Source organism: Vibrio sp. R-1 (genome assembly GCF_035615595.1).
In the GTDB taxonomy this organism is placed as follows: Bacteria; Pseudomonadota; Gammaproteobacteria; order Enterobacterales; family Vibrionaceae; genus Vibrio; species Vibrio cholerae.
In genome coordinates, this window is sequence record NZ_WPDC01000008.1 from 38,332 (window position 1) to 58,295 (window position 19,964).

The 19,964-nt window shown below is 48.0% G+C and carries 16 protein-coding genes; 4 read left to right on the top strand and 12 right to left on the bottom strand.

Features of this window, described 5'->3' with window-relative positions; translation table 11 throughout:
* Nucleotides 1-44: 44 nt before the first annotated feature.
* Together shyA and GOU96_RS03115 are read right to left on the bottom strand one after the other, a co-directional pair.
* Nucleotides 45-1,295: a peptidoglycan DD-metalloendopeptidase ShyA gene (shyA, locus tag GOU96_RS03110; RefSeq protein WP_001227341.1), complete on the bottom strand. Its 1,251-nt coding sequence runs from the start codon at nt 1,293-1,295 to the stop codon at nt 45-47.
* Nucleotides 1,296-1,528: 233 nt separating this feature from the next.
* Nucleotides 1,529-1,828, bottom strand: a complete 300-nt coding sequence (locus tag GOU96_RS03115; RefSeq protein WP_000608712.1) for an isoamylase early set domain-containing protein — start codon at nt 1,826-1,828, stop codon at nt 1,529-1,531.
* 337 nt (nt 1,829-2,165) lie between these two features.
* On the opposite strand from GOU96_RS03115, the gene GOU96_RS03120 reads away from it, so the two are divergent.
* Nucleotides 2,166-3,827 carry a SulP family inorganic anion transporter gene (locus tag GOU96_RS03120; RefSeq protein WP_000457419.1) on the top strand — a complete coding sequence of 554 codons (1,662 nt, stop codon included), beginning with the start codon at nt 2,166-2,168 and terminating at the stop codon, nt 3,825-3,827.
* Nucleotides 3,828-4,262: 435 nt separating this feature from the next.
* Nucleotides 4,263-5,639 (top strand): YjiH family protein, encoded by a 1,377-nt coding sequence (locus GOU96_RS03125; RefSeq protein ID WP_001153651.1) that lies wholly within the window; start codon nt 4,263-4,265, stop codon nt 5,637-5,639.
* A gap of 180 nt (nt 5,640-5,819) precedes the next feature.
* On the opposite strand, the gene GOU96_RS03130 is transcribed toward GOU96_RS03125, so the two are convergent.
* Nucleotides 5,820-6,041, bottom strand: a complete 222-nt coding sequence (locus GOU96_RS03130; protein ID WP_240312268.1) for a hemolysin secretion protein D — start codon at nt 6,039-6,041, stop codon at nt 5,820-5,822.
* Between GOU96_RS03130 and GOU96_RS03135 the strand changes: the two genes are divergently transcribed.
* Both GOU96_RS03135 and GOU96_RS03140 read left to right on the top strand, forming a co-directional pair.
* Entirely contained in the window at nt 5,935-6,390 is a 456-nt protein-coding gene (locus tag GOU96_RS03135) for a molybdopterin-dependent oxidoreductase (RefSeq protein WP_000906479.1), read from the top strand. The two genes, GOU96_RS03130 and GOU96_RS03135, sit on opposite strands and share 107 nt — an antisense overlap.
* Nucleotides 6,387-7,487: a GGDEF domain-containing protein gene (locus GOU96_RS03140; RefSeq protein WP_001097199.1), complete on the top strand. Its 1,101-nt coding sequence runs from the start codon at nt 6,387-6,389 to the stop codon at nt 7,485-7,487. The genes GOU96_RS03135 and GOU96_RS03140 overlap by 4 nt, the downstream gene beginning before the upstream one ends.
* A gap of 46 nt (nt 7,488-7,533) precedes the next feature.
* Here GOU96_RS03140 and pstB read toward each other — a convergent pair whose 3' ends face one another.
* The 9 genes from pstB to GOU96_RS03185 form a co-directional block, all read right to left on the bottom strand.
* Nucleotides 7,534-8,289 carry a phosphate ABC transporter ATP-binding protein PstB gene (gene pstB / locus GOU96_RS03145; RefSeq protein ID WP_000858875.1) on the bottom strand — a complete coding sequence of 252 codons (756 nt, stop codon included), beginning with the start codon at nt 8,287-8,289 and terminating at the stop codon, nt 7,534-7,536.
* Between the two features lie 28 nt (nt 8,290-8,317).
* Nucleotides 8,318-9,181 carry a phosphate ABC transporter permease PstA gene (gene pstA, locus GOU96_RS03150; protein ID WP_001960450.1) on the bottom strand — a complete coding sequence of 288 codons (864 nt, stop codon included), beginning with the start codon at nt 9,179-9,181 and terminating at the stop codon, nt 8,318-8,320.
* Nucleotides 9,182-9,186: 5 nt separating this feature from the next.
* A complete protein-coding gene (gene pstC, locus GOU96_RS03155; protein ID WP_108335861.1) occupies nt 9,187-10,107 on the bottom strand; it encodes a phosphate ABC transporter permease subunit PstC in 921 nt (306 codons plus the stop codon).
* Between the two features lie 77 nt (nt 10,108-10,184).
* Nucleotides 10,185-11,006 carry a phosphate ABC transporter substrate-binding protein gene (locus tag GOU96_RS03160; protein ID WP_000754387.1) on the bottom strand — a complete coding sequence of 274 codons (822 nt, stop codon included), beginning with the start codon at nt 11,004-11,006 and terminating at the stop codon, nt 10,185-10,187.
* A gap of 373 nt (nt 11,007-11,379) precedes the next feature.
* The gene (locus GOU96_RS03165; RefSeq protein ID WP_000855105.1) at nt 11,380-11,940 is read right to left on the bottom strand and encodes a DUF1566 domain-containing protein; all 561 of its coding nucleotides are present in this window, start codon (nt 11,938-11,940) and stop codon (nt 11,380-11,382) included.
* Nucleotides 11,937-13,379: a DUF1566 domain-containing protein gene (locus GOU96_RS03170; protein ID WP_267780811.1), complete on the bottom strand. Its 1,443-nt coding sequence runs from the start codon at nt 13,377-13,379 to the stop codon at nt 11,937-11,939. Before GOU96_RS03170 ends, GOU96_RS03165 begins: the two co-directional genes overlap by 4 nt.
* Entirely contained in the window at nt 13,376-15,682 is a 2,307-nt protein-coding gene (locus tag GOU96_RS03175) for a proprotein convertase P-domain-containing protein (RefSeq protein WP_267780813.1), read from the bottom strand. The genes GOU96_RS03170 and GOU96_RS03175 overlap by 4 nt, the downstream gene beginning before the upstream one ends.
* Nucleotides 15,683-15,691: 9 nt before the next feature.
* Nucleotides 15,692-17,833 carry a TonB-dependent hemoglobin/transferrin/lactoferrin family receptor gene (locus GOU96_RS03180; RefSeq protein WP_267780815.1) on the bottom strand — a complete coding sequence of 714 codons (2,142 nt, stop codon included), beginning with the start codon at nt 17,831-17,833 and terminating at the stop codon, nt 15,692-15,694.
* Nucleotides 17,833-19,830 carry a S9 family peptidase gene (locus GOU96_RS03185; protein ID WP_267780817.1) on the bottom strand — a complete coding sequence of 666 codons (1,998 nt, stop codon included), beginning with the start codon at nt 19,828-19,830 and terminating at the stop codon, nt 17,833-17,835. Before GOU96_RS03185 ends, GOU96_RS03180 begins: the two co-directional genes overlap by 1 nt.
* Between the last annotated feature and the right edge of the window lie 134 nt (nt 19,831-19,964).

Genomic DNA, 19,964 nt, shown 5'->3' on the forward strand with positions numbered 1-19,964 from the left:
AAACGACAAAGCCCCGTGACGGGGCTTTGTATTCACACTCGATTTTATTGCGCTGCTAGCATGCTTTCTTGGCGAGCTAACATCTGGTCAAGCTCTTTGCGCTTGGCAATAAACTGCGCCATCTCCTTCTTCGGCACTGAACTTGCCATCGGGATATTGGCTTTCATGGCGTTGACAGGACGACCACGCACGATTAACTCATAGTGCAGATGAGGACCGGTCACACGGCCGGTATTACCCGATAATCCTATCCGCTGACCACGCGATACTTTCTGCCCTTTCTTGACCAATATCTTGCTCAAGTGCAGATAGCGCGTCATGTAAGTATTACCGTGCTGAATCACCACATAGTTGCCCGCATAAGGGTGATTACGTGTCATGACCACAACACCATCACCTGAGGTATACACAGGAGTTCCAATTGGCATCGCAAAGTCTGTACCGTTATGCGGCGCTACGCGCTTAGTCACCGGATGCAGACGTCTCGGGTCAAAGTTTGATGAAATACGCCACTTGCTGTCCACCGGATAACGTTGGAAAGCGCGTTGCAAGCTATCACCATTCTTATCGTAATACTGACCGTCTTGGTGCAGATACGCGGTAATCTCTTTGCCACGGTTGAAGATTTTAATCGCCTGAATTTCAGAATTACCGGTGAGCTTTTCTCCGACGAGCTGACGCGATAGTACGACTTCAAAGCGATCGCCACGACGCAAATCACGGCCAAAATTAATTTTGTCTTTCAGCAGAGTGACGATTTGATCCACATCGGCGGCACCAAGGCCAGCACGATTAGCCGAGAGAGAAAAGCTACCGTCCACTTCACCAATCAGCGGCTCAACCTTCCACGTACCAGGAATTTTGCGCTCTTCAAATTCGTAGCTACCATCGTTCAAACGCGTATAAACGGCGCGGTCAACGAGGCTAAATTCCAGCTCCATTTTGGCCAAGGTGTTATCGCTGCCTTTCCAAAAACGCAGCACGTTCCCCGGCCGTAACGTATCAAGAGCGAGGTAGTTTAAGTCAGTTTCCATGACTTTCATTAGCTCGGTATAAGCAAAACCAAGCTGATTAAAGATAGTACTTAGGTTATCACCCGGCTTGATTTCATATTCATAATCCGGATGGCCCACTTTGACCACTTCTACAGTATGTTCTGCTGAAGAGAACTGTACGAGCGGAGATTCTGGAAGAGACAACTCAATACGTTGTTGCCGCGTGGGACTGTTTAGCGAAGAAGATATCGCGGCCACAGCCAAAAGCGGCAAACCTACTAGTGTCGCTTTCTTTCGCATTGAAAGCTCAGAAAATCGCAAAATAATAGATTTAGATATCACCAGTTTACCTGTGGAAAAAAGTCAAAACTCGGCCAAGAGTAAGGGTTTCAGCGCGGTTTGTCACCTACGCTTTCGTCAATTTAAAGCAAAAAAGGCACATTTGTGCCTTTCAAAAATAGAGGATTTTGTGTGCTAGCAGCAACTTAGTTGTTTGTGATTTTTTGAGCTTTCGTCAAAAAATGCTACCCAAATCACTGATAGGTAGTTAACAAACAGTTTTCTTCGCCAAAACCGTTAGCAATATACTGATCGGCATGGGGATCATTGACCCACTCTTGTTTATCGAGCAAATAGCGGAACTGAAATTCACGATCTTTCGGCAAACGAGTTTTAAATTTGAACGTGCTTGATTTGGCCGATTTTTTCATTGGCTCAGGCTGCCAACCTAAAAAATCGGCCACAATCGCCACTTCAGAGGCCGCTTGCGGGGCATCGCATTCAAAAGTGACTTCCACTTCATCTTTTGTTTTAAGGAACTTCTTGTTAATCATGTCAAACTCCATCTTCGAACAAAAAACAACCAACCGTAGGAATCATAGGTAATTTGTTATCTATACTCAACCTACAATCTATCAATTAAGTGCATATCTTGAAAATCATCGGCGCTCTGTTTTTCCGCATGAAATTCTAATTAATCGCAGTCTTTTCCGTTAATGTTGGGAAAATGTGACGTTACATGAAGTTAATTCAATGAAATTAAAAGATTAATTTTTTGACTCTGCCCGTCTAGCAATAGGTCAGTCAACTGAAGCCGCCCTTTACAGCCTATAAAATGAGCGTAGAATCCTCGGCGTTTTCATTTCCCTATTTTTGTTAAGGTGATCAACTATGTTTGCCATCTATGAATCCTATAAAGCCGGTCAGTTGCAACCCAAACAATGGGTCAACAATATTACAGCAGGATTGATAGTTGGGGTGGTGGCACTGCCGTTAGCCATGGCGTTTGCCATTGCATCGGGAGTAAAACCAGAACAAGGAATTTATACCGCTATCATCGCGGGGATTATTGTTTCCCTGTTTGGTGGTTCACGCGTACAAATCGCCGGCCCAACCGGCGCGTTTATTGTTATTCTTGCAGGCATCGTAGCCGAACACGGCGTGGCTGGATTACAAATTGCCACCATCATGGCGGGCTTTATTCTCGTGGTATTGGGGCTCGCTCGATTAGGTAGCATCATTCGCTATATTCCTGATCCGGTTATCGTCGGTTTTACTTCAGGCATTGGGGTGATCATTTGGGTAGGGCAATGGCGTGACTTCTTTGGCCTTCCTGAAATTAAAGGTGAGCACTTTCATCAAAAACTGGTGGCGATTTTTCATGCTTTCCCACAATTCCATCTCACAACAACACTGCTGGCTTTACTGTCGCTAGCTTTAGTGATTTTTGGGCCGAAAATTCCCAAACTCTCAAAAATTCCGGGGCCGCTTTTAGCCCTGGTGGTGGTCACGTCGCTGCAATATGTGGTGGGATTTGAAGGCGTCAGAACCATTGGGTCAGCGTTTGGCGGTATTCCACAAGGCTTACCTGAGTTTGCGCTACCGGATCTTAGCCTAAGCCAAATGATTCAACTGATTGGTCCTGCCTTTGCGATTGCGATGTTAGGTGCAATTGAATCCTTACTCTCCGCCGTAGTTGCTGATGGCATGGCTGGCACCAAACACAACTCGAACCAAGAGCTGGTTGGACAAGGGATTGCGAATATTGTGGCCCCTCTATTTGGTGGTATTGCTGCAACGGGTGCGATCGCGCGAACCGCGACCAACATTCGTAATGGCGGCAATAGCCCAATCGCTGGAGTCATGCACGCGCTGACGCTGGTCATTATTCTGCTCGTACTCGCACCTTTGGCGGTGAATATTCCTCTCGCGACGTTGAGCGCGATTCTATTTGTGGTGGCTTGGAATATGAGTGAAGCGCCGCACTTTGTACAACTGGCTAAGCGCGCACCGCGTGCTGATGTGGCGATTCTACTGCTCACCTTCGGTTTGACCGTGTTTGCCGATCTGGTCGTGGCAGTCAATATCGGTGTGATCATTGCTATGTTGCACTTTGTAAAACGCATGGCATCGAGCGTTGAAGTGAAGGCCAACGGCTCGCAAGAGATGAGCTACGAACTGGCACAACACGGCAGAAGTACACTGCCTCGTGAACTGGCGGTGTACGCGCTAGAAGGCCCCTTCTTCTTTGCTGCGGCAGAAACGTTTGAACGTGTGATGGGCAGTATTCAAGAAACCCCTCAGATCTTAATCTTGCGTTTAAAATGGGTGCCTTTTATGGATATAACGGGTATTCAAACGCTGGAAGAGATGATTCAAAGCTTCCACAAACGTGGGATTAAGGTTTTGATTTCAGGTGCCAATAGTCGAGTCTCACAAAAATTGGTCAAAGCAGGCATAGTCAAACTGGTCGGCGAGCAGAATGTCTATCCCGTTTTTGAAGGCGCTCTCAGCGCAGCATTAACGGAAATTGAAGCCCAACCCACCGAGTGATTGACGTAAACGACTTGATATTTCCGCATCCAGTCGAAGCGAAAGACCATACTTCAACCTAAGCCTCCGAGAGCAAGGAGGCTTTTTTATTTTTATTCTCTTCTTAATCGAAGCTACAGCAGTGCTGACTACCACACTCGTGGCTAACAATATGCTTTACGCCACACAATGACCAAGCAATCGCTTTGCGATCTTATTCATCAACAATGATACTTTTAACAATAAATATACAAAAAACCATCAAAGCTTGAAACATCAGGAAATTAATTTGAATGCATACCCAAAATAAATGAATAGTATTGCGTAGGGTGTCAAAAATAGATATTCTTGCGCCCGCTGATTAAATACGGAAATGCAGTGAATTTTTATGCCAAGGTGTGGCGAATTTCGACTGAACAGTGTGTCTGAATGACGCAGCATGAATAGAGATAAATAATGCAAGATAACGCGCAAACCTTAGAGCCACCAGCGAAGGCTGGCACAGGTAATCTGTGGATGTTCCTGATCCCTTCTCTGATCGGGCTTTTCCTCTTTATGGCGCCCATCAGTTACGATGGATCGTTAACCATTCCAGTGGCGGTGTTGGCCAAGTCCGTTCAAGCGCTGTTTGGGGATTCTCTGGTGACTGTCGTTACGGCAATCATCGCCTTTATGTCGGTTGCCTCTGTTATCTGTAAAGTCTTTAAACCAAGTTGGGTCATGTCTCGTCCTTTCTTAAACAGTTTGTTTAATCCTTCTTGGCTTTGGTTAACCGTGCGTGTGATTGGCGGAGCTGCCGTGATCATGACATTTTTCCAAATCGGTCCAAAAGCGATTTGGGAAGAAAATACGGGTGGACTGGTTTTGCAAGGCCTGCTCCCAACGCTATTTTCCGTGTTTATTTTCGCAGGCTTACTGTTACCTTTGCTGCTTAACTTTGGCTTGTTAGAGCTGTTTGGCAGCTTACTGAGCAAAGTGATGCGCCCTTTATTCAATCTACCGGGTCGCAGCGCAATCGACTGTATGGCTTCATGGCTGGGCGATGGTAGCGTAGGCATCCTACTCACCAGTAAACAATACGAAGAAAAATTCTACACCCAACGTGAAGCAGCGGTAGTTGGCACAACCTTCTCTGCGGTATCGATCACTTTTAGCTTAGTGGTGATCGCCCAAGTCGAGCTTGAACACCTATTCCTACCTTTCTATGGTGCAGTCTGTTTAGCGGGATTGGTGGCAGCGGTAGTTATCCCTCGCCTTCCTCCTTTGTCATGGAAAAAAGATACTTATATCGATGGCAGCAAACCTCATCCTGATGCCGATGCGATCCCAGAAGGTCACAGCGCGTTTTCTTGGGGCATGGAGCTGGCTTTAACCAAAGCGGCAAAAGTTAAATCCGTCCAATCGGTGATCGGTGAAGGCATACGTAACGCCGTCGATATGGTGTTTGGCGTACTGCCTGTCGTGATGGGGCTTGGCACTATTGCCTTGGTGATTGCTGAATATACTTCGGTATTCTCCCTGCTTGGCCAACCTTTCATTCCGTTTTTAGAGCTGCTGGGCGTACCAGAGGCTGCCGCGGCTTCAAAAACCATTGTGGTTGGCTTTGCGGATATGTTTATTCCGGCCATTTTAGCGGCCTCTATCGATAACGAAATGACACGCTTTGTCATTGCAGCGATGTCTGTGACTCAGCTTATCTATATGTCTGAAGTCGGTGCACTACTGCTCGGTAGCCGCATCCCAGTCAATATTGTCGAGCTGTTTGTCATTTTCATTTTGCGCACCCTGATCACTCTGCCGGTGATTGCCGCAGTCGCACATCTGCTGTTCTAATCTGTCTCCCTATTAAGAAGCGCCATCAACATGGCGCTTTTCTTATACCAAATCTCATTTTTGAGTCTTTTTATCATCAATCTTATTAATATCAGTGATTTTCATATCATCTGACTCCGCCTATAATTCAACCAAATAATGATGATTAGCCGTAAAGTTGTAATCAATAGCCCTGCAACTTCAGGTTGAGAAGTAGAACATATCCCCATAACTTGGAAACGAACGCAGCCAACATCGCTGCAGCTTCAACGAGGAAGGGGATAACAGTGCGGAATAACCAATAATGAGATGGATATTGCTGATCTTGACCTTGTGGTGCAGCTCTTTCGCTTTGGCATCGGACATCACGATACAAATCGCAGACGGGCCGCCTAAGGTATTTTCATTGCAAAAGCTAGCCACTGAACTGCCTGCGGTTTCTTTTACCACTGAACTACCATGGATTCATGGCTCACATCAGTTCACCGGATTTAAGGTGAACGATTTGCTTGAGTATTTACAGCAAAATCATGTCAACTCGGTAACTTTTATGGCATTGAATGACTACGCTGCTAATATTTCGATAGCGGATATTCAACACTATGAACCGATCGTGGCGTACTACATGGACGGTAATGAGATGCAAATTCGCCACAAAGGCCCTTTTTGGTTGGTGTACAACTTAGATCAAAATCCAAAACTGAAAAACTCCGTTTACTACACCCATATGGTTTGGCAGATAAGTCAAATTTTGATTCATAAGAAGCCATGAATACACAAACTCAGAAAACGCTCCACCCGCTGATCTTACATGCCAAAACACTGCTGATCTTCATGTCGGCAATACTGATTTTGGCCAATTTGTATTTGATCAACAGTACTCGCGATTTATCTAAGTCTTACTCTTCACACACGAACCAAGCGATCTGGTTCTTATTCCAGCTCAATAAAGAGTTTACTGAGATGCTGGCGCTCTCCCCCTACCTATTGGAGTCGGAGAGCAACCAGCGCGATGTGATGGTGAAATATGAGCTGACTTGGAGCCGTTTTGATCTGATCCTCAATAGCCCAGAGGCCGACGGCATTATAGGCATGCCCAGCACTCGCGAATTCTTCCAAGCCGCGTTTGCACGCTTTAAACAACTTGAACCGCTACTGCTTGCGGCCAAAAATCCAGAAAGCTTACAAACTTTTATTATTGCCGCACAGCAAGAGCTGGATATTTTTATTCAGTTCATAAACCGCACATTTGGTGTGCAAAGTCCTTTGTACGTAGAGCAAAAAGAGCAATTGAATTACCTCAGTCGCATTCAGTTTGCACTGATGTTGTTAATGTTTAGCTGTGTGGGGCTGGTGAGTTTTATTTTGCATAAAGAAGCTACGCACCATAGAGTGTTGGCCTTAACAGACCCATTAACAGGGCTGGAAAACCGCACAGCCATGTTCACCGAATTAGAACGCCATCGCCGCAGCGGTGGATTCTCTCTCTTTTTGCTCGATCTGAATGGCTTTAAACAAATAAATGATACCTACGGACATCCAATGGGCGATGCGGTGCTCAAACAGGTCGCCTACCGCTTAAGTCATTCGATTCCTGCTTTCGATTATCGTGTGTTTCGGATGGGGGGAGATGAGTTTGCCATCATCTTAAGCAGCATCAATTCGACCGAGCAGATGATGATGCAGCGCATGATCAAACAGTGTTTTGAACAAGAATTTGAATTAAGCGGCGATTTACGAGCCAAGCTCAACACCAGCGTCGGGGTCAGTACCTATCCATTGGACAGCACTAATTTAAGCCAGTTGATCCATCTGGCAGATAAAAACATGTATGAAATGAAATTCCTACAAAAAAGCCCCTCATCGTGAGGGGCAAAGTTTACCATCGCTTATAGTTATAATTTGCCAGTATTCATTAACCAAAATCACCATTCACATAACCACGGGTACGATCATCGCGTGGGTTACTGAAAATGACTTGAGTGTCATCGTGTTCAACCAACTCACCCATTAAGAAGAATGCAGTACGGTCTGAAATACGGCGCGCTTGCTGCATTGAGTGAGTCACGATAACGATGGTGTAATTCTTCTTCAGATCTTCCATCAGCTCTTCAATTTTGTGGGTCGCAATTGGGTCAAGTGCCGAAGTCGGCTCATCCATCAAGATCACATCGGGTTCCATGGCGATGGTGCGCGCGATACAAAGACGCTGCTGCTGGCCACCTGATAAACCAAAGGCATGAGATTTAAGACGATCTTTTACCTCATCCCACAGCGCTGCGCCACGCAGTGAACGTTCAACCACTTCATCAAGATGCTTTTTGTCCTTGATACCTTGCGCACGCAGACCATAGGCCACGTTTTCATAAATACTCATTGGGAATGGGTTGGGTTTTTGGAACACCATACCAACGCGGATACGCAGATCAGACACATCGATATTGCCATACACATCTTGGCCATCCATGGTCAGCTTACCGGTAATCGTGACTCCCTCAATGAGATCATTCATACGATTCAGGCAGCGCAACAGGGTTGATTTACCGCAACCAGAGGGGCCAATCAGTGCTGTCACTTGACGCGTAGGAATCGGCAGATTAATCGATTTCAGGGCTTGGTTCTCACCGTAAAACAGGTCGAGGTTTTCAATGTTGAATTTGGTCGTTTTCATTGTGTTATCTCTAAATTCTGTCAATGACTTAATAGGTTGCAGTATTGAATCGTTTGGCGATTAACTTGGTGATCATGTTGATCACCAAAACCACAACAATCAGCACAGTGGCGGTGCCATAAGCTTGGTTCCATTCTTCAATGGTGAACAGCTCTGTGGTCAGTTTGTACAAGTGAACGGTCAAGGTGCGTCCAGAATCGAGCAGAGAATCTGGAATACGCGCCACCATACCCGCGGTTAAAAATACTGGGGCAGATTCACCAATGACACGGCCAATACTCAAAATGACAGAAGTTAAAATCCCCGGCATAGCACTTGGCAAAATTAGCCGACGGATGGTGTAAATTTTTGAAGCGCCCACGCCATACGAGCCTTCACGGTAGGTTTGTGGTACCGCCATTAAGGCTTCTTCCGTGGTACGGATAATGACTGGCAGGATCAAGATACTGAGAGTTAATGCACCGGAAAGAATAGAGAAACCTAAGCCCAAAATCGCCACGAAGAAGGTCATACCGAACAGACCAAAAATGATCGAAGGGATCCCCGCCAGTGACTCGGTACAAAAGCGGATGATTTTGACCAAACGGCTGCCGACTTTGGCGTATTCCGTCAAGTAAATCGCTGTCATGATACCGATAGGCGCGGCGACCGCGATCGAAGCGACAACCATATACACGGTCGAGACAATCATCGGGAAAATACCGTGCTCATCGCCCGTATGGGTGTAATTATCAGTAACGAATTTCCAGTTAACGTGTTGCAGACCGTTGGACAAGATGTACCAGATGATCCAGAACAAGAAGCCGACGGTCAGCGCCGCAGAAATCCAAATAAACGTGCGCAAGATATTGTCTTTGAGCACACGCGCTTGTTTCAGTTTTACGCGATCCATCGTCATTACCTCGCTTTCTCACGGTTTAAATACAGCAACGCACCGTTCAGCATCATGATGAATACCAGCAGTACCACACCTGTGGCGTAGAGTGCATTAGCATGGATGCCACTGGCGTAAGACATTTCAATCGCAATGTTGGCTGTCAGGGTACGCGCCGAATCAAGTAGGCCTTCTGGCATCGCAGGTGCGTTACCCATCACCATGATGATCGCCATGGTTTCACCCAGAGCGCGACCAATACCCAAGATAACGCCCGTCATGATCCCGGAGCGCGCGGCGGGAACCAGCAGTTTGAAGATGGTGTAGATGCTTGAAGCACCCAGTGCGAGTGAACCTTCTTTGTAAGCACGCGGTACCGCGCGAATCGAGGTTTCAGAGACCGTAATCACGGTGGGAAGGATCATGACGCCCAACACTATGATACCTGCCAGAATCGTGTTACCCGCAGGCACATTAAAGACATCTTGAATCAGCGGAACGATGATCACCAAGCCAAAGAAGCCATAGACCACAGAAGGAATACCGGCGAGCAATTCAACTGCAGGGCGTATCACATCCGCTACCCGTTTGGGAGCCACTTCAGCGATAAAAATAGCCGTGAGAACACCAACCGGAACCCCCACAATCACAGCCCCAAAGGTTGAGACGACAGAAGCGACAATCATGGTCGCCACGCCAAACAGTGCAGGTGGTAACCAGTCTTGTCCGAGCACTATGCCGGTGACTCCCGCTTCTTGGAAAGCAGGGATACTTTCACGAACAATGAAGTAAGCAATGATGGCTAGAGACAAAATGCCGATCACAGCACTGGTTAAAAACAAACCGTGAAAGATACGTTCTTTCCAGTCAACACGTCGTTGCTCACGCAAACTACGCATAGAGGTATTATCCATAAGCTTGTCACTATTTGTTGCGATGGTCATAAAATCACCTATCGAACTAAGGTCGATGTAAATAAAGTACCCGACCCAAATTGGGTCGGGCAAAGGAGTAAAGCGTGTTAGTTAACTGCGATGTAGCCTTTATCAGCGACAATCTTTTGTGCTTCTGGAGACAGCATCCACTCTAAGAATTTCTGTGCTTGTGCTGATGGTTTACCTTGTTGGTAAAGCACGAGGAACGGACGAGAAACTTTGTAAGTACCGTTTTTCACGTTATCAACGCTCGCTTCTACACCATCCACAGATAGAGCGTGAACTGATGTGTCGACAGTACCGAGCGAAATGTAACCAATTGCATAAGGGTTGGAAGCAACGATGGTTTTTAGTGCACCGTTACCGTTCGCGACTTGAGCACGTTGAGAAATGGCAGAGACTTCTTTATCCGCAATTTTCTTTTTCAGAGACATGATGTCTTCGAAAGCACCACGAGTGCCTGAAGCAGTGTCACGAGTGACGGCAACAATTGGCTTATCTTCACCGCCAACTTGTTTCCAGTTGGTGATTTCACCTTTGTAGATTTCAGAAACTTGTTCCGCTGTCAGACCTTTCACCGCATTGCTTGGGTGAACCACGACTGCGATACCGTCAAGCGCTATCGCTTCTTCCATTAATGTTGGCTCTTTTTCAGAGTCTTTCAGATTGCGCGATGACATACCGAGATCTGCGCTGCCATTTTTCGCGGCTTTGATACCCGCAGAAGAACCTGGGCCTTGTACTTCAATGAAAACTTCAGGATTCTTTTTAGCATAGGTTTCAGAAAACACTTCCATCAATGGGGTAACACTGTTTGAGCCCACAGCTGAAATTGTCTCTTTCGCCATCACTGGAGTTACTGCAAGTGCGCCCATAAGAGCGATAGCACCGATTACTGTCTTTTTCATCACGAATTTCCTATAAGTGGCTGGGTTGCCGTTGTGTTTCACTTGAACGAGGCTCACTTTAGGCGGTGAATATGACAATTATGTTTCACTTAATTGAACCCTCTATGACACCTTTCGCTTATTGTTCATAAAATCCACAGACATAGCGTTTTCACCCAAGCGGTTATCAAGGTTGCAACAAAAAATTCACCCCAAAAGCTAACTATTTCTTCCATCAGCAACATCAGGATAAAAATGCGACTCGAGTCAGCATTTAGATGACATAAAAAAGGTCTGGATAAACCAGACCTTTGTCTTTTTCGTGCCACTTACTTTTAGAGCTAACACCACCGCCCTTCAAGCAAGATGGGGACAGCAGAAATAAGCATGCCTATTACTCATCCGCCACAAGGAGCAACCCCATCTCATGAGCGTGAATCGAGTACGCATAAATCTCGCCGTTAATGGCATCCCACGTCCAAGCTTCTTCACGCTCAATACGCGTGGTATTACTCCATAAATAAGCGGCATAGTTGCCCACCTCGGTCACTAAGCCAGAGGCAAACGCCGTCTCATTCGCCGCTGGCGCAAAGCAGGCTTGTTCGGTCAAACTGCTTAGCTCTTTGATGTTTGGCATGCGCCACTGTTTAACACCCGCAAACTGGTGTAAACGGTGACGGCTACCCGGGTGATTGATCGCTTGCACTTCTTGGAGTGCCGCTTGCCAGCGCAGAGGTTGCGCCTGTCCTGTACAACGTCCTTGCTCAGCATTCCACTCTTTGCCAAAGGTGCAGCGCATCCACGTTAACCCTGTGTGCAGGTCTTTTACTGTTCCTTGGGTGCTGTACACATAACGTAAGTTGGGTGCGGTGCGCACAATATCACTTGCACACTCTTGCGCCATTACCGGTAAGCTCAACGCCAGCAGAGTAGCCATAGTCGAGAGGGTTTTCATTCTTGATTCTCCACTGGGTTGGCAACCATACGCACTGGAAGCAGCAAGGAGCTACCCGAATCCGCTTCTTTATTCTGGTCATAGATTTCGATCACGCTGACTTCACCCTTAGCTAAGCCTAAGTGACTAATAAATCTGTAGGAGTGGGAGCCATTAGCCATTAATAACGAATAATTCATATAACTCACGGCAGAAGTCCAAGTATGGCCAGAGTAATCTTCGTTCTGGCTCTGCTGCGGAAAATAGCTCACGCTCAATGCCTGCGCCTCTTCGCCCATCTCGCCAAAATCAAACAGGTTGAACAACTCTAGGCTAGTCGGTAGTCGCCAATGACGGATCCCACAACGCGCCGTTTGGTTTAGATATGTAATGTATTGCGCCGTCGTACAGACTTCATCACCCGCACTATGGCAGGTGGCTTCTTCCACATCCTCAGCATAAGGACTAAAACGCCCAGGGATCTCAAGGGCAAACAGGCGTTCTTTGTGATTAAGCGAGGTCGTATCTGCACTTTTCACTTCCCACACCAATCCGGTTACTTCATCGCGTACACAAGACCATTCACTTGCGCTGTCGCTCAGTGGTTTGCCCGCTGCATCGAGTTTGCGCATCGTGAAGGCTGACTTGCCCGATAGAGCATCACGACCATACTCGGCATCCTGCTCTGGATAATCACTGTTGGGGATATAACCGACAACACCCCCTTCTTCATAAAAAGTGACCAGCCCAGTATCGTTTAGTGGCACTTGGCGAGGAACGCGTTTCGCCAACTGTGTCACGTACTCCGTAAGCTGCGCCTCATTCAAAGCGTTGTGGACTATGCCAGGATGTTCATCGCCGAAGGTTTGCGCTAAGGCGGCTAGCACTTGCGTGCGCTTTTCTGTGGCGATGAGTGGCAAAATCTCCAGCATATTGGCTTCAAGCTGGGCTAATGAATTTTGCGTAAACAGCGTCTGCAAATCTCGGGGAGCGGAGATACCACGCTGTTCAAGCTGGGCGAGAAAGAGTTTAATTGCGTCGGCTTCGGTGTAACCAGCCACCATTAACGCCGCAAACAGGGTGCTCACACCGTTGATGAGTCGATCCCCCGCTCGGTTTAACCCCGGAGCGGCAAGCACAATATTGGCTGAATCATTGTCTGCCGAGCGCGCAGCACTGGCACGGCTCACTTCAGCCAAAATAGGCAATGAATAGAGTGATTTATCCAAGCTTCTTAGCGTAAAACGACCATTGCTGTCCGCTTGGGTGGTAAATTCGCCGCTATCACAAGTGAAGTTTTGGTTACGGTCTAAGCAGATTTTGCTGTTCAGTGCGACGTTTTGCGCGCTCAACGAGCCCGATAAAACGTATTCAGGCAGACTCGTCTCCTGCGCAGCATCTTCACCGCCACAACCAGCCATCAGTAGCGCCATACTGATCAAAGAGTAGTGAAATTTCATGATTGAGTCCCCTTGTTAGCCCAACGACGACGAGAGAAAGCGCTCAGCAGAAGCAGCAAGCCTAAAGTGAGAGAACCACTGCCCGCCGCGACGTCTTCTTCACTATTGGTCGTGCTTGTTTGATCTTTGACTTCTTTATCACAGGTGTAGTGGGTCACTTCACCGACTCCCCATAAATGTAAAGTACCCACATTGCCCACGACATTATCGAGGATCTCCAAGCGCCAATTGCCATCTAACCGTTCACCGCGTAGCACTTGCAGCGCCTTTTGATGCGCTAATACCCAATAGTCATCCAGCTGCGCAACCGGCGTGGTTTGGTTGTTGAGGATCTCAACTCGGGTACCTTGTGGGGAAATCAAGGTGATACGCAAATCCTGCATATTGCTGTGGCTAAGTTTCACGCGCAGCGCAAAATCATCGCCCACAGTGCGCGCGGCGCCTTCCACAAAGAAGTTGTAGCTTTTAAAACCTGAAGCGAGTTTGCCATCACTGCTCAACTGCGCATCACGCAAGGTTGAGTTCAAGGTCGTAAAGGTTTGTGCCATCTTAGGAAGACCAAACACGACAGGTAACTCCGCCTGCCACGTTTGCTGGTCTAAGAAGTGGGCATACTGGTAGTTAAAATCGACCTTAACCGAGGTCGCGACACCACATTGGTAATCGGTTGGTGCAGGCAATCGCCACACCACATTAGCCAGATTGTCTTGGCTAAAAGTATGAGTTTGCCCAGCCATCACCACCGTGGCTTGCGTCGTTGCCGAGCGATCTGTCGCATTGACGTAAAGGTTTTGAGTTGCGAGCGGGTCAAGGTACTTTTTAGCAAATGCCGCTTGGAACGGTGCTTGCAGTAAACCGTGATGCTGCAAATTGCGCTGTAAGATCTGCTTATAGTCTTTATCTGGATACAGTGCGTTGGCCACATACAGCATGTTTTGTGCAAGGTCGTGCATCAATACCCCACGCCCTACGCCAAACATGGACTCCAACACTACAGTGTTGAACTCATCAAAGGCGCTGACCCCATATTGCTCAACCGCCTGCTTCAAGCTTTGAAACAAAGGGGTCGACCAGAGTTCATCACCTAAATGACCCGCTTCACGCTCATGGGCACGATAATCCCCTGCAGAGTAATAACGCGCTGCGAGGTTAGCCAAACTGCGAGTGGAAATTGTGGTTCCAAAATAACCATCCCAGTTGAATAGGGTATCAATTTCAAACGCTTTGCCTTGTTCATACTGGTTACGGTAGCTGTGCGCTCCCGCCCAATAGTCGCCAAACCCTTCGCCTAACGCGCCAGTATGGCCGTAAGCCCAGTCCGGAACCATGTGGTAGTGAATAGCATGCCCAAGTTCATGCCAGATGATATCGGCATCCAGCGCATCCGGAGAGACGCCTTCACCAAATAAAATGACATTAGGACCCACATAGTATGAGGAGTTGTTGGTTGAGAGCGCGGCGGCATCAAACAGTACCGGTTCGATGCCTGAGCCATCGGCTTTATTGAACAGGTCATAACCGAGCGAATTCAAATAGCGTAGCGAATTATCCAGATGCGCAAACGCCATGATCTGTTTAAAACCCTTATCTTCCATTTTTACGGCTTGTAACTCGGCGATCGAACTCCAGCTCATGATTACGCTATCAGCAGGTGCAAGGGAAACACCACTCTTAACATAGGTACTGCTATTTGCTTCTTTTTCTAAGATGGCTTGTGCATCGACCATCTTTACCCGCTCGTTAGCAAGATAATAGCGGCCACCCGATTGCAACAATGACACTTCGGTTCGTACATACTGCGCAGGGTTGGGATAATCCTCTATTGTTGCCCAAGGCGTCGCAGGGGCCGCCAACCCATCCATGGTGCGCAAGTCAGGGTCAACAATAGAAACGTCAACGTTAATCATGCCCTCTGTTGTTAATTCAGGCGGTTGAAGAGCGGTTAAACGCTGTGGGGCAACCAATTCAGCGGCCACACTCGGCACGCCGTTAACCAGCACGGTATCATTGAGACTTTTAAACACTCGAGTGACATTGCCCTGCTTATCGGTAGAGATAACCACCGTTTTTTGTGCCTGCACTTCACCATTTTGGGTCAAGTCAAAATTGTAATGGGTACCAAGCAGGCTGGTTTTGCGATAACGCAGTGCTGGCTGGCCCACTTGCGGATAGTACTTTTCGACAAACGCTAGTGCCTGCGCCTCATTCAGCACTTTATCGCTGGTCGCCGGATAATCCCACTGCGCCGCTGAAGCTAAGGGGGCCAATAGACTGGCTATAATTAAGGTCAACGTTGATTTCATCTTAAATTCCTAGAACACATACTTAGCGTGCACGGTGAGATAGCGTCCCGGCTCCGTGGAATAGAGGGTGTCACTTGGCGTCACACCAGCGACATCTTGATAGCGCGTGTATTCTCGATCGAGCAGGTTAACCACGTTGAAACTGGCACTCAGTTGTGCGTTCCATTGGTAGTTGAGGCCGATGTCCCAACTCACCCAACCTGTGGTCGTGGCACATTCAGTTTCTTTGCCTTGCTCTGTAGTGCAAGTCGGCACCCGGCTCATGGCACTCGCCCAGTTCAGGCGGCTGTAAGCGTCCCATCGCTCTCGTTGGTAGTTGAGCTGCACACTCCCTTCTAGTGGGGTTAAGGTGCGCACGTATTGGTTTTCACCATCTTTACCATCCACGTATCCGAGTTTATTTTCGACACTCCAACGATCATCTAGACGATGCATTACCGACATTTCAGCACCGTAGGTTTTGACGCCCGCGATATTTTGGTATTGCTGAATCACCGACCCTGTGGCGTTGTCATAACCGACTTGTTTGACATCAATAAAGTTATCGAAGATGGAATAAAACACGGCCACATAAAGTTGCGTCTGACCATTGTCGTATTTGCTGCCCAACTCGAAACTGTCGCTGGTTTCAGCGCGTAACTTATTGTTGGGCTTGATAATAAATGGCGTTAGCGGGACAAAACTGTGATCGCTTGCGCCATACGCTTTGTCATAACTTGGCGCACGGAAGCCGTGGTTGTAGCTCAGGTAAGTATTCCATTCTGGATGCCATTGATAAGAGATTGAGGCACTGGGTGACCACTCACTGCTCCCCATGGTCACCACTTTGTAGCCATGAATACGATCGGTATTTTTAGGGCTCAATTTTTGCGCATCAAACCGCAAACCCGCAGCCAGCGTCCAATCGCCTAAGAGGAGATTGTCTTGTCCGTAGACGCCAAAACGGTACTCACGCGCAGGAGCAAACGGCTCATCGGCTTGTAAATCGTCACCTGAAGATTCCATCCGTCGAATCGATTTCGGACGCTGGTAATCATGACCATCAACGCTCATACCGTAAGCAAACTGATGCAGCCTCTCACCTTGTTGCCACTCTTTCTGCGCATTGAGCGTGGCTCCTAACGCCTCATCATTGAACCCTTCATCACGCAGTTCACGGCGATAGGAGAGGATGCCAGCGCCAGACCGATCATTCGCCATCAAACGGTTCGTCTGTGTGATGTTTTCTGTACTGCGCCAGTAGAGTTTTCCTTCCAGCGTATCCATCCAACTTAGATTAGCCGTGTAATCGGCACCAACGCTGGCCAGACGCGTTTGGCTGCGTTGATACTCGTAAAAGCTAACCAGATCCCACTTATCATCTTTTTGGATAGAAGAGGTGCCTTCGCGACGCTTGGCATAATCATCAAAATACTCTAAGTGCGTTTTTAAACGCAGCGCATCGTTTAACCAATAATGATGGGTGAAGCCAAGGTTGTAACCATCCACTTCGCGGTTATACAGATCTTGATTAAAGTTACGCGTCTCTTCACCTTGCCAGTAATCGATCGTGAGCAGCGCCTCGCCATCACCGTGACGCATGGCTAACGCGTGGTTACCTTGGTAGCGGTTGCTGATGCCTGAGTAGGTCAATGCGGCATCCACGTAATAATCACGGTGGTACAGATAATCTTCCGGCGCTTTACTTTCGATGATCACAACGCCACCAATCGCACCAGAACCGTATAGGGTTGAACTCGCGCCCTTCACCACTTGGATCTGTTTCACATTGCTCAGGCTAAATGTGTTACGGCCATACTTGTCGTTAATATCTGCAGCGCCATAACCATCCGCACTTTGAATCCCATCACGAACAATCGCTATCCGGTTGCCGGTCATGCCACGAATCGTAATATTTTGTGGGCGTCCCGCTCCGCCAGTCACGCTGACACCCGGTTCTTGATTCAATGCATCGTACAACTCGGTCTTGCCTTGCTTTTCAAGGGTTTCCCCTTCAAGTACTGCCACTGAGCCCGCCACTTCTGACAAAGGCTGCTCAATGCGATTGGCCGTCACCACCACTTCTTCGTAATGGCTAGGCTCAGTTTCGGCATGAGCGAACCCGGCCGCGAGTACGCTAAGTACCGCAGCTGATACTGGAGAAAGCTTCATTACTGCCCCGCTTTTCTGGTTTTATCTAAGGTGAGAAAGAACGCATATTCACGCGCCTGTTTTTCAAGCGCTTGACGCCGATCACTGGCGTGACCCGCCTGAAAATCGGTCGATAAAAGGTAAGGTCCAGCCCCTTGTGAGACGTCACTCAAACGTGCCAAATAGCGAGCCCCTTCCCAATAGGGCACTCGATTGTCCCACCAACCGACATTAACCAACGTCGGAGGGTAAGGAGCAGCACGTAGATTGCTGAGTGGATCATAAGCTTGCATCACTTGACGCTGCTCTGGCTGTTGAGGATTACCCCATTCTTGATACTGCTGCGCCGTCAAGGCTTGACTGGTATCACTCATACTGGCTAACACATCGACAAACGGCACTTGCAGCACAGCTCCCGCAAATACGTTGGGCTGCTGATTGAGCGCCGCTGCAACCAAGGTGCCGCCGGCACTTCCGCCGATCGCATAAATAGCGCGCTCACCTTGCTGAAAATGGGTGAGATATCGAGCGGCCGCGAGGAAATCATCAATGCCGTTTTGTTTATTGAGTCCAGCGCCAGCTTGATGCCAAGCCTCGCCAAGGTATCCACCACCACGAACATGAGCGATCGCGTAAATCATGCCTCGATCAAGCAAGCTGACTATTTGTGGCATGAAATAGGGCTTCATCGTCACGCCATAAGCGCCATAGCCATACAGCACCACACTGCTGTTGGGAGTCAGCTTGTCAGAGCGGTAAGCCAGTGTCACCGGAACTTGGATGGCACCTTGCGTCACCCATACCGTTTGGGTTTGATACTGTTTCGGGTCAAAGTCTGTGTAGTGATCTTGGCTTAACTGTTGCCACTGTAGCTGCGCCACATCCAACTCATGCCAGCTAGCAGGCTCGGTCATTGACATGGCACGTACACGCAGCCGATTGCTGGCAGCATCACCATTGCGAGAGATCCACGCCACCTGACCTAAATCGCGCAGTTCAAAGTGAGTACGCACTTCGCCTTGGTTATCGAGAACCCAAACTTTCGGTGCCAGAGTTTGGTTCTCCACCAACACAATCCCAGCATCAAACAGATAAAAGTTGCTCAGTGAGCCGATTTCTTTATGTGTGGTGGCGCTTTGCCAGTCCTGTTTAGTGTGTAACGGCTGACGATAGAGACGAAATGCCCCCTGATGGTTACTATTGATGTAAAGGGTCTCACCCAGCACATCGGCATAATATTCCAGCCCCGGCTCAGTCGTGCGTAGCCATGGCATCAGCTCACCGGTTTGGGTATCCAGCAGGCGCTGCTGAGTCGAGTTTTCATTATTTTGCTGTACCACGATATAGCGTGGATTGCTGGCAGAATAGAGCGAGAACAGCCACTCTGCCGAACGCCACTCTGCAAGCCTCGTTGATTGACCCGTTTCTAGCTCAAAACGCTGCAGCTGGGTAGACCCGTTGAGATCAGATAAGTAGTAGAGGCTTTTGCCATCGGCCGCCCAAGCAAAGTAAGTGCTCGCTGTTTCTGAAACGAACTGCTCGGTGCGATCGGCTAAACGCACGATCGTCAGCTTAAACTGCTCGTCACCCCGCGTATCTTCTGCCAACGCTACCGATTGGACTGAGCGATCAAGTGACCAAGAAGCCAATTGGTAATAATCAAACAGCTCTGCACGCGCGCTAAGATTCAGCAGAGGCTCAATTTGGCCTTGTGCACCTATCTTGACGATGTGCCGATGACCATTCCATTGAATGTCGTTGTACTGCTGGTTTGCGTAGATAAGCGCAGGCGGAGGCGCTTTATGCTGTGAAGTTTGTTGCCATTCATTGACCAACTCTTGCACCAGTGGCTTTGCAGGTGCAAACCAATGATCGGTTTTTCGGTTATGCTCAGCCAAAAACTGCTTCACCGCAGGTTCCGAACGCGAGTCATCGCGTAACCATTGATAATCCGTCTCTGCATAAGTATAAAAAACCGACAGAGATGTCGTTAACAGCAATACATTGAGCAGTTTCATCGAAAATGTGACAACTATAACAAATAAAAATCGGTCGCCACTCTAACACAAACGCAAACAAGATCAATTATCATTTGTATTACTAGTGGAGTAAATATTCTATTTCTTGAAGTACGCCACGAAACCCCATTTAT

What these genes read in the sequence shown, in the direction of transcription:
- GOU96_RS03170 (WP_267780811.1), bottom strand. Translation starts at nt 13,379, where the DNA reads ATGAAATTTCACTACTCTTTGATCAGTATGGCGCTACTGATGGCTGGT.
- GOU96_RS03140 (WP_001097199.1), top strand. Translation starts at nt 6,387, where the DNA reads ATGAATACACAAACTCAGAAAACGCTCCACCCGCTGATCTTACATGCC.
- GOU96_RS03160 (WP_000754387.1), bottom strand. Translation starts at nt 11,006, where the DNA reads ATGAAAAAGACAGTAATCGGTGCTATCGCTCTTATGGGCGCACTTGCA.
- GOU96_RS03165 (WP_000855105.1), bottom strand. Translation starts at nt 11,940, where the DNA reads ATGAAAACCCTCTCGACTATGGCTACTCTGCTGGCGTTGAGCTTACCG.
- GOU96_RS03120 (WP_000457419.1), top strand. Translation starts at nt 2,166, where the DNA reads ATGTTTGCCATCTATGAATCCTATAAAGCCGGTCAGTTGCAACCCAAA.
- GOU96_RS03125 (WP_001153651.1), top strand. Translation starts at nt 4,263, where the DNA reads ATGCAAGATAACGCGCAAACCTTAGAGCCACCAGCGAAGGCTGGCACA.
- shyA (WP_001227341.1), bottom strand. Translation starts at nt 1,295, where the DNA reads ATGCGAAAGAAAGCGACACTAGTAGGTTTGCCGCTTTTGGCTGTGGCC.
- GOU96_RS03180 (WP_267780815.1), bottom strand. Translation starts at nt 17,833, where the DNA reads ATGAAGCTTTCTCCAGTATCAGCTGCGGTACTTAGCGTACTCGCGGCC.
- pstB (WP_000858875.1), bottom strand. Translation starts at nt 8,289, where the DNA reads ATGAAAACGACCAAATTCAACATTGAAAACCTCGACCTGTTTTACGGT.
- GOU96_RS03185 (WP_267780817.1), bottom strand. Translation starts at nt 19,830, where the DNA reads ATGAAACTGCTCAATGTATTGCTGTTAACGACATCTCTGTCGGTTTTT.
- pstC (WP_108335861.1), bottom strand. Translation starts at nt 10,107, where the DNA reads ATGACCATCGCAACAAATAGTGACAAGCTTATGGATAATACCTCTATG.
- pstA (WP_001960450.1), bottom strand. Translation starts at nt 9,181, where the DNA reads ATGGATCGCGTAAAACTGAAACAAGCGCGTGTGCTCAAAGACAATATC.
- GOU96_RS03115 (WP_000608712.1), bottom strand. Translation starts at nt 1,828, where the DNA reads ATGATTAACAAGAAGTTCCTTAAAACAAAAGATGAAGTGGAAGTCACT.
- GOU96_RS03175 (WP_267780813.1), bottom strand. Translation starts at nt 15,682, where the DNA reads ATGAAATCAACGTTGACCTTAATTATAGCCAGTCTATTGGCCCCCTTA.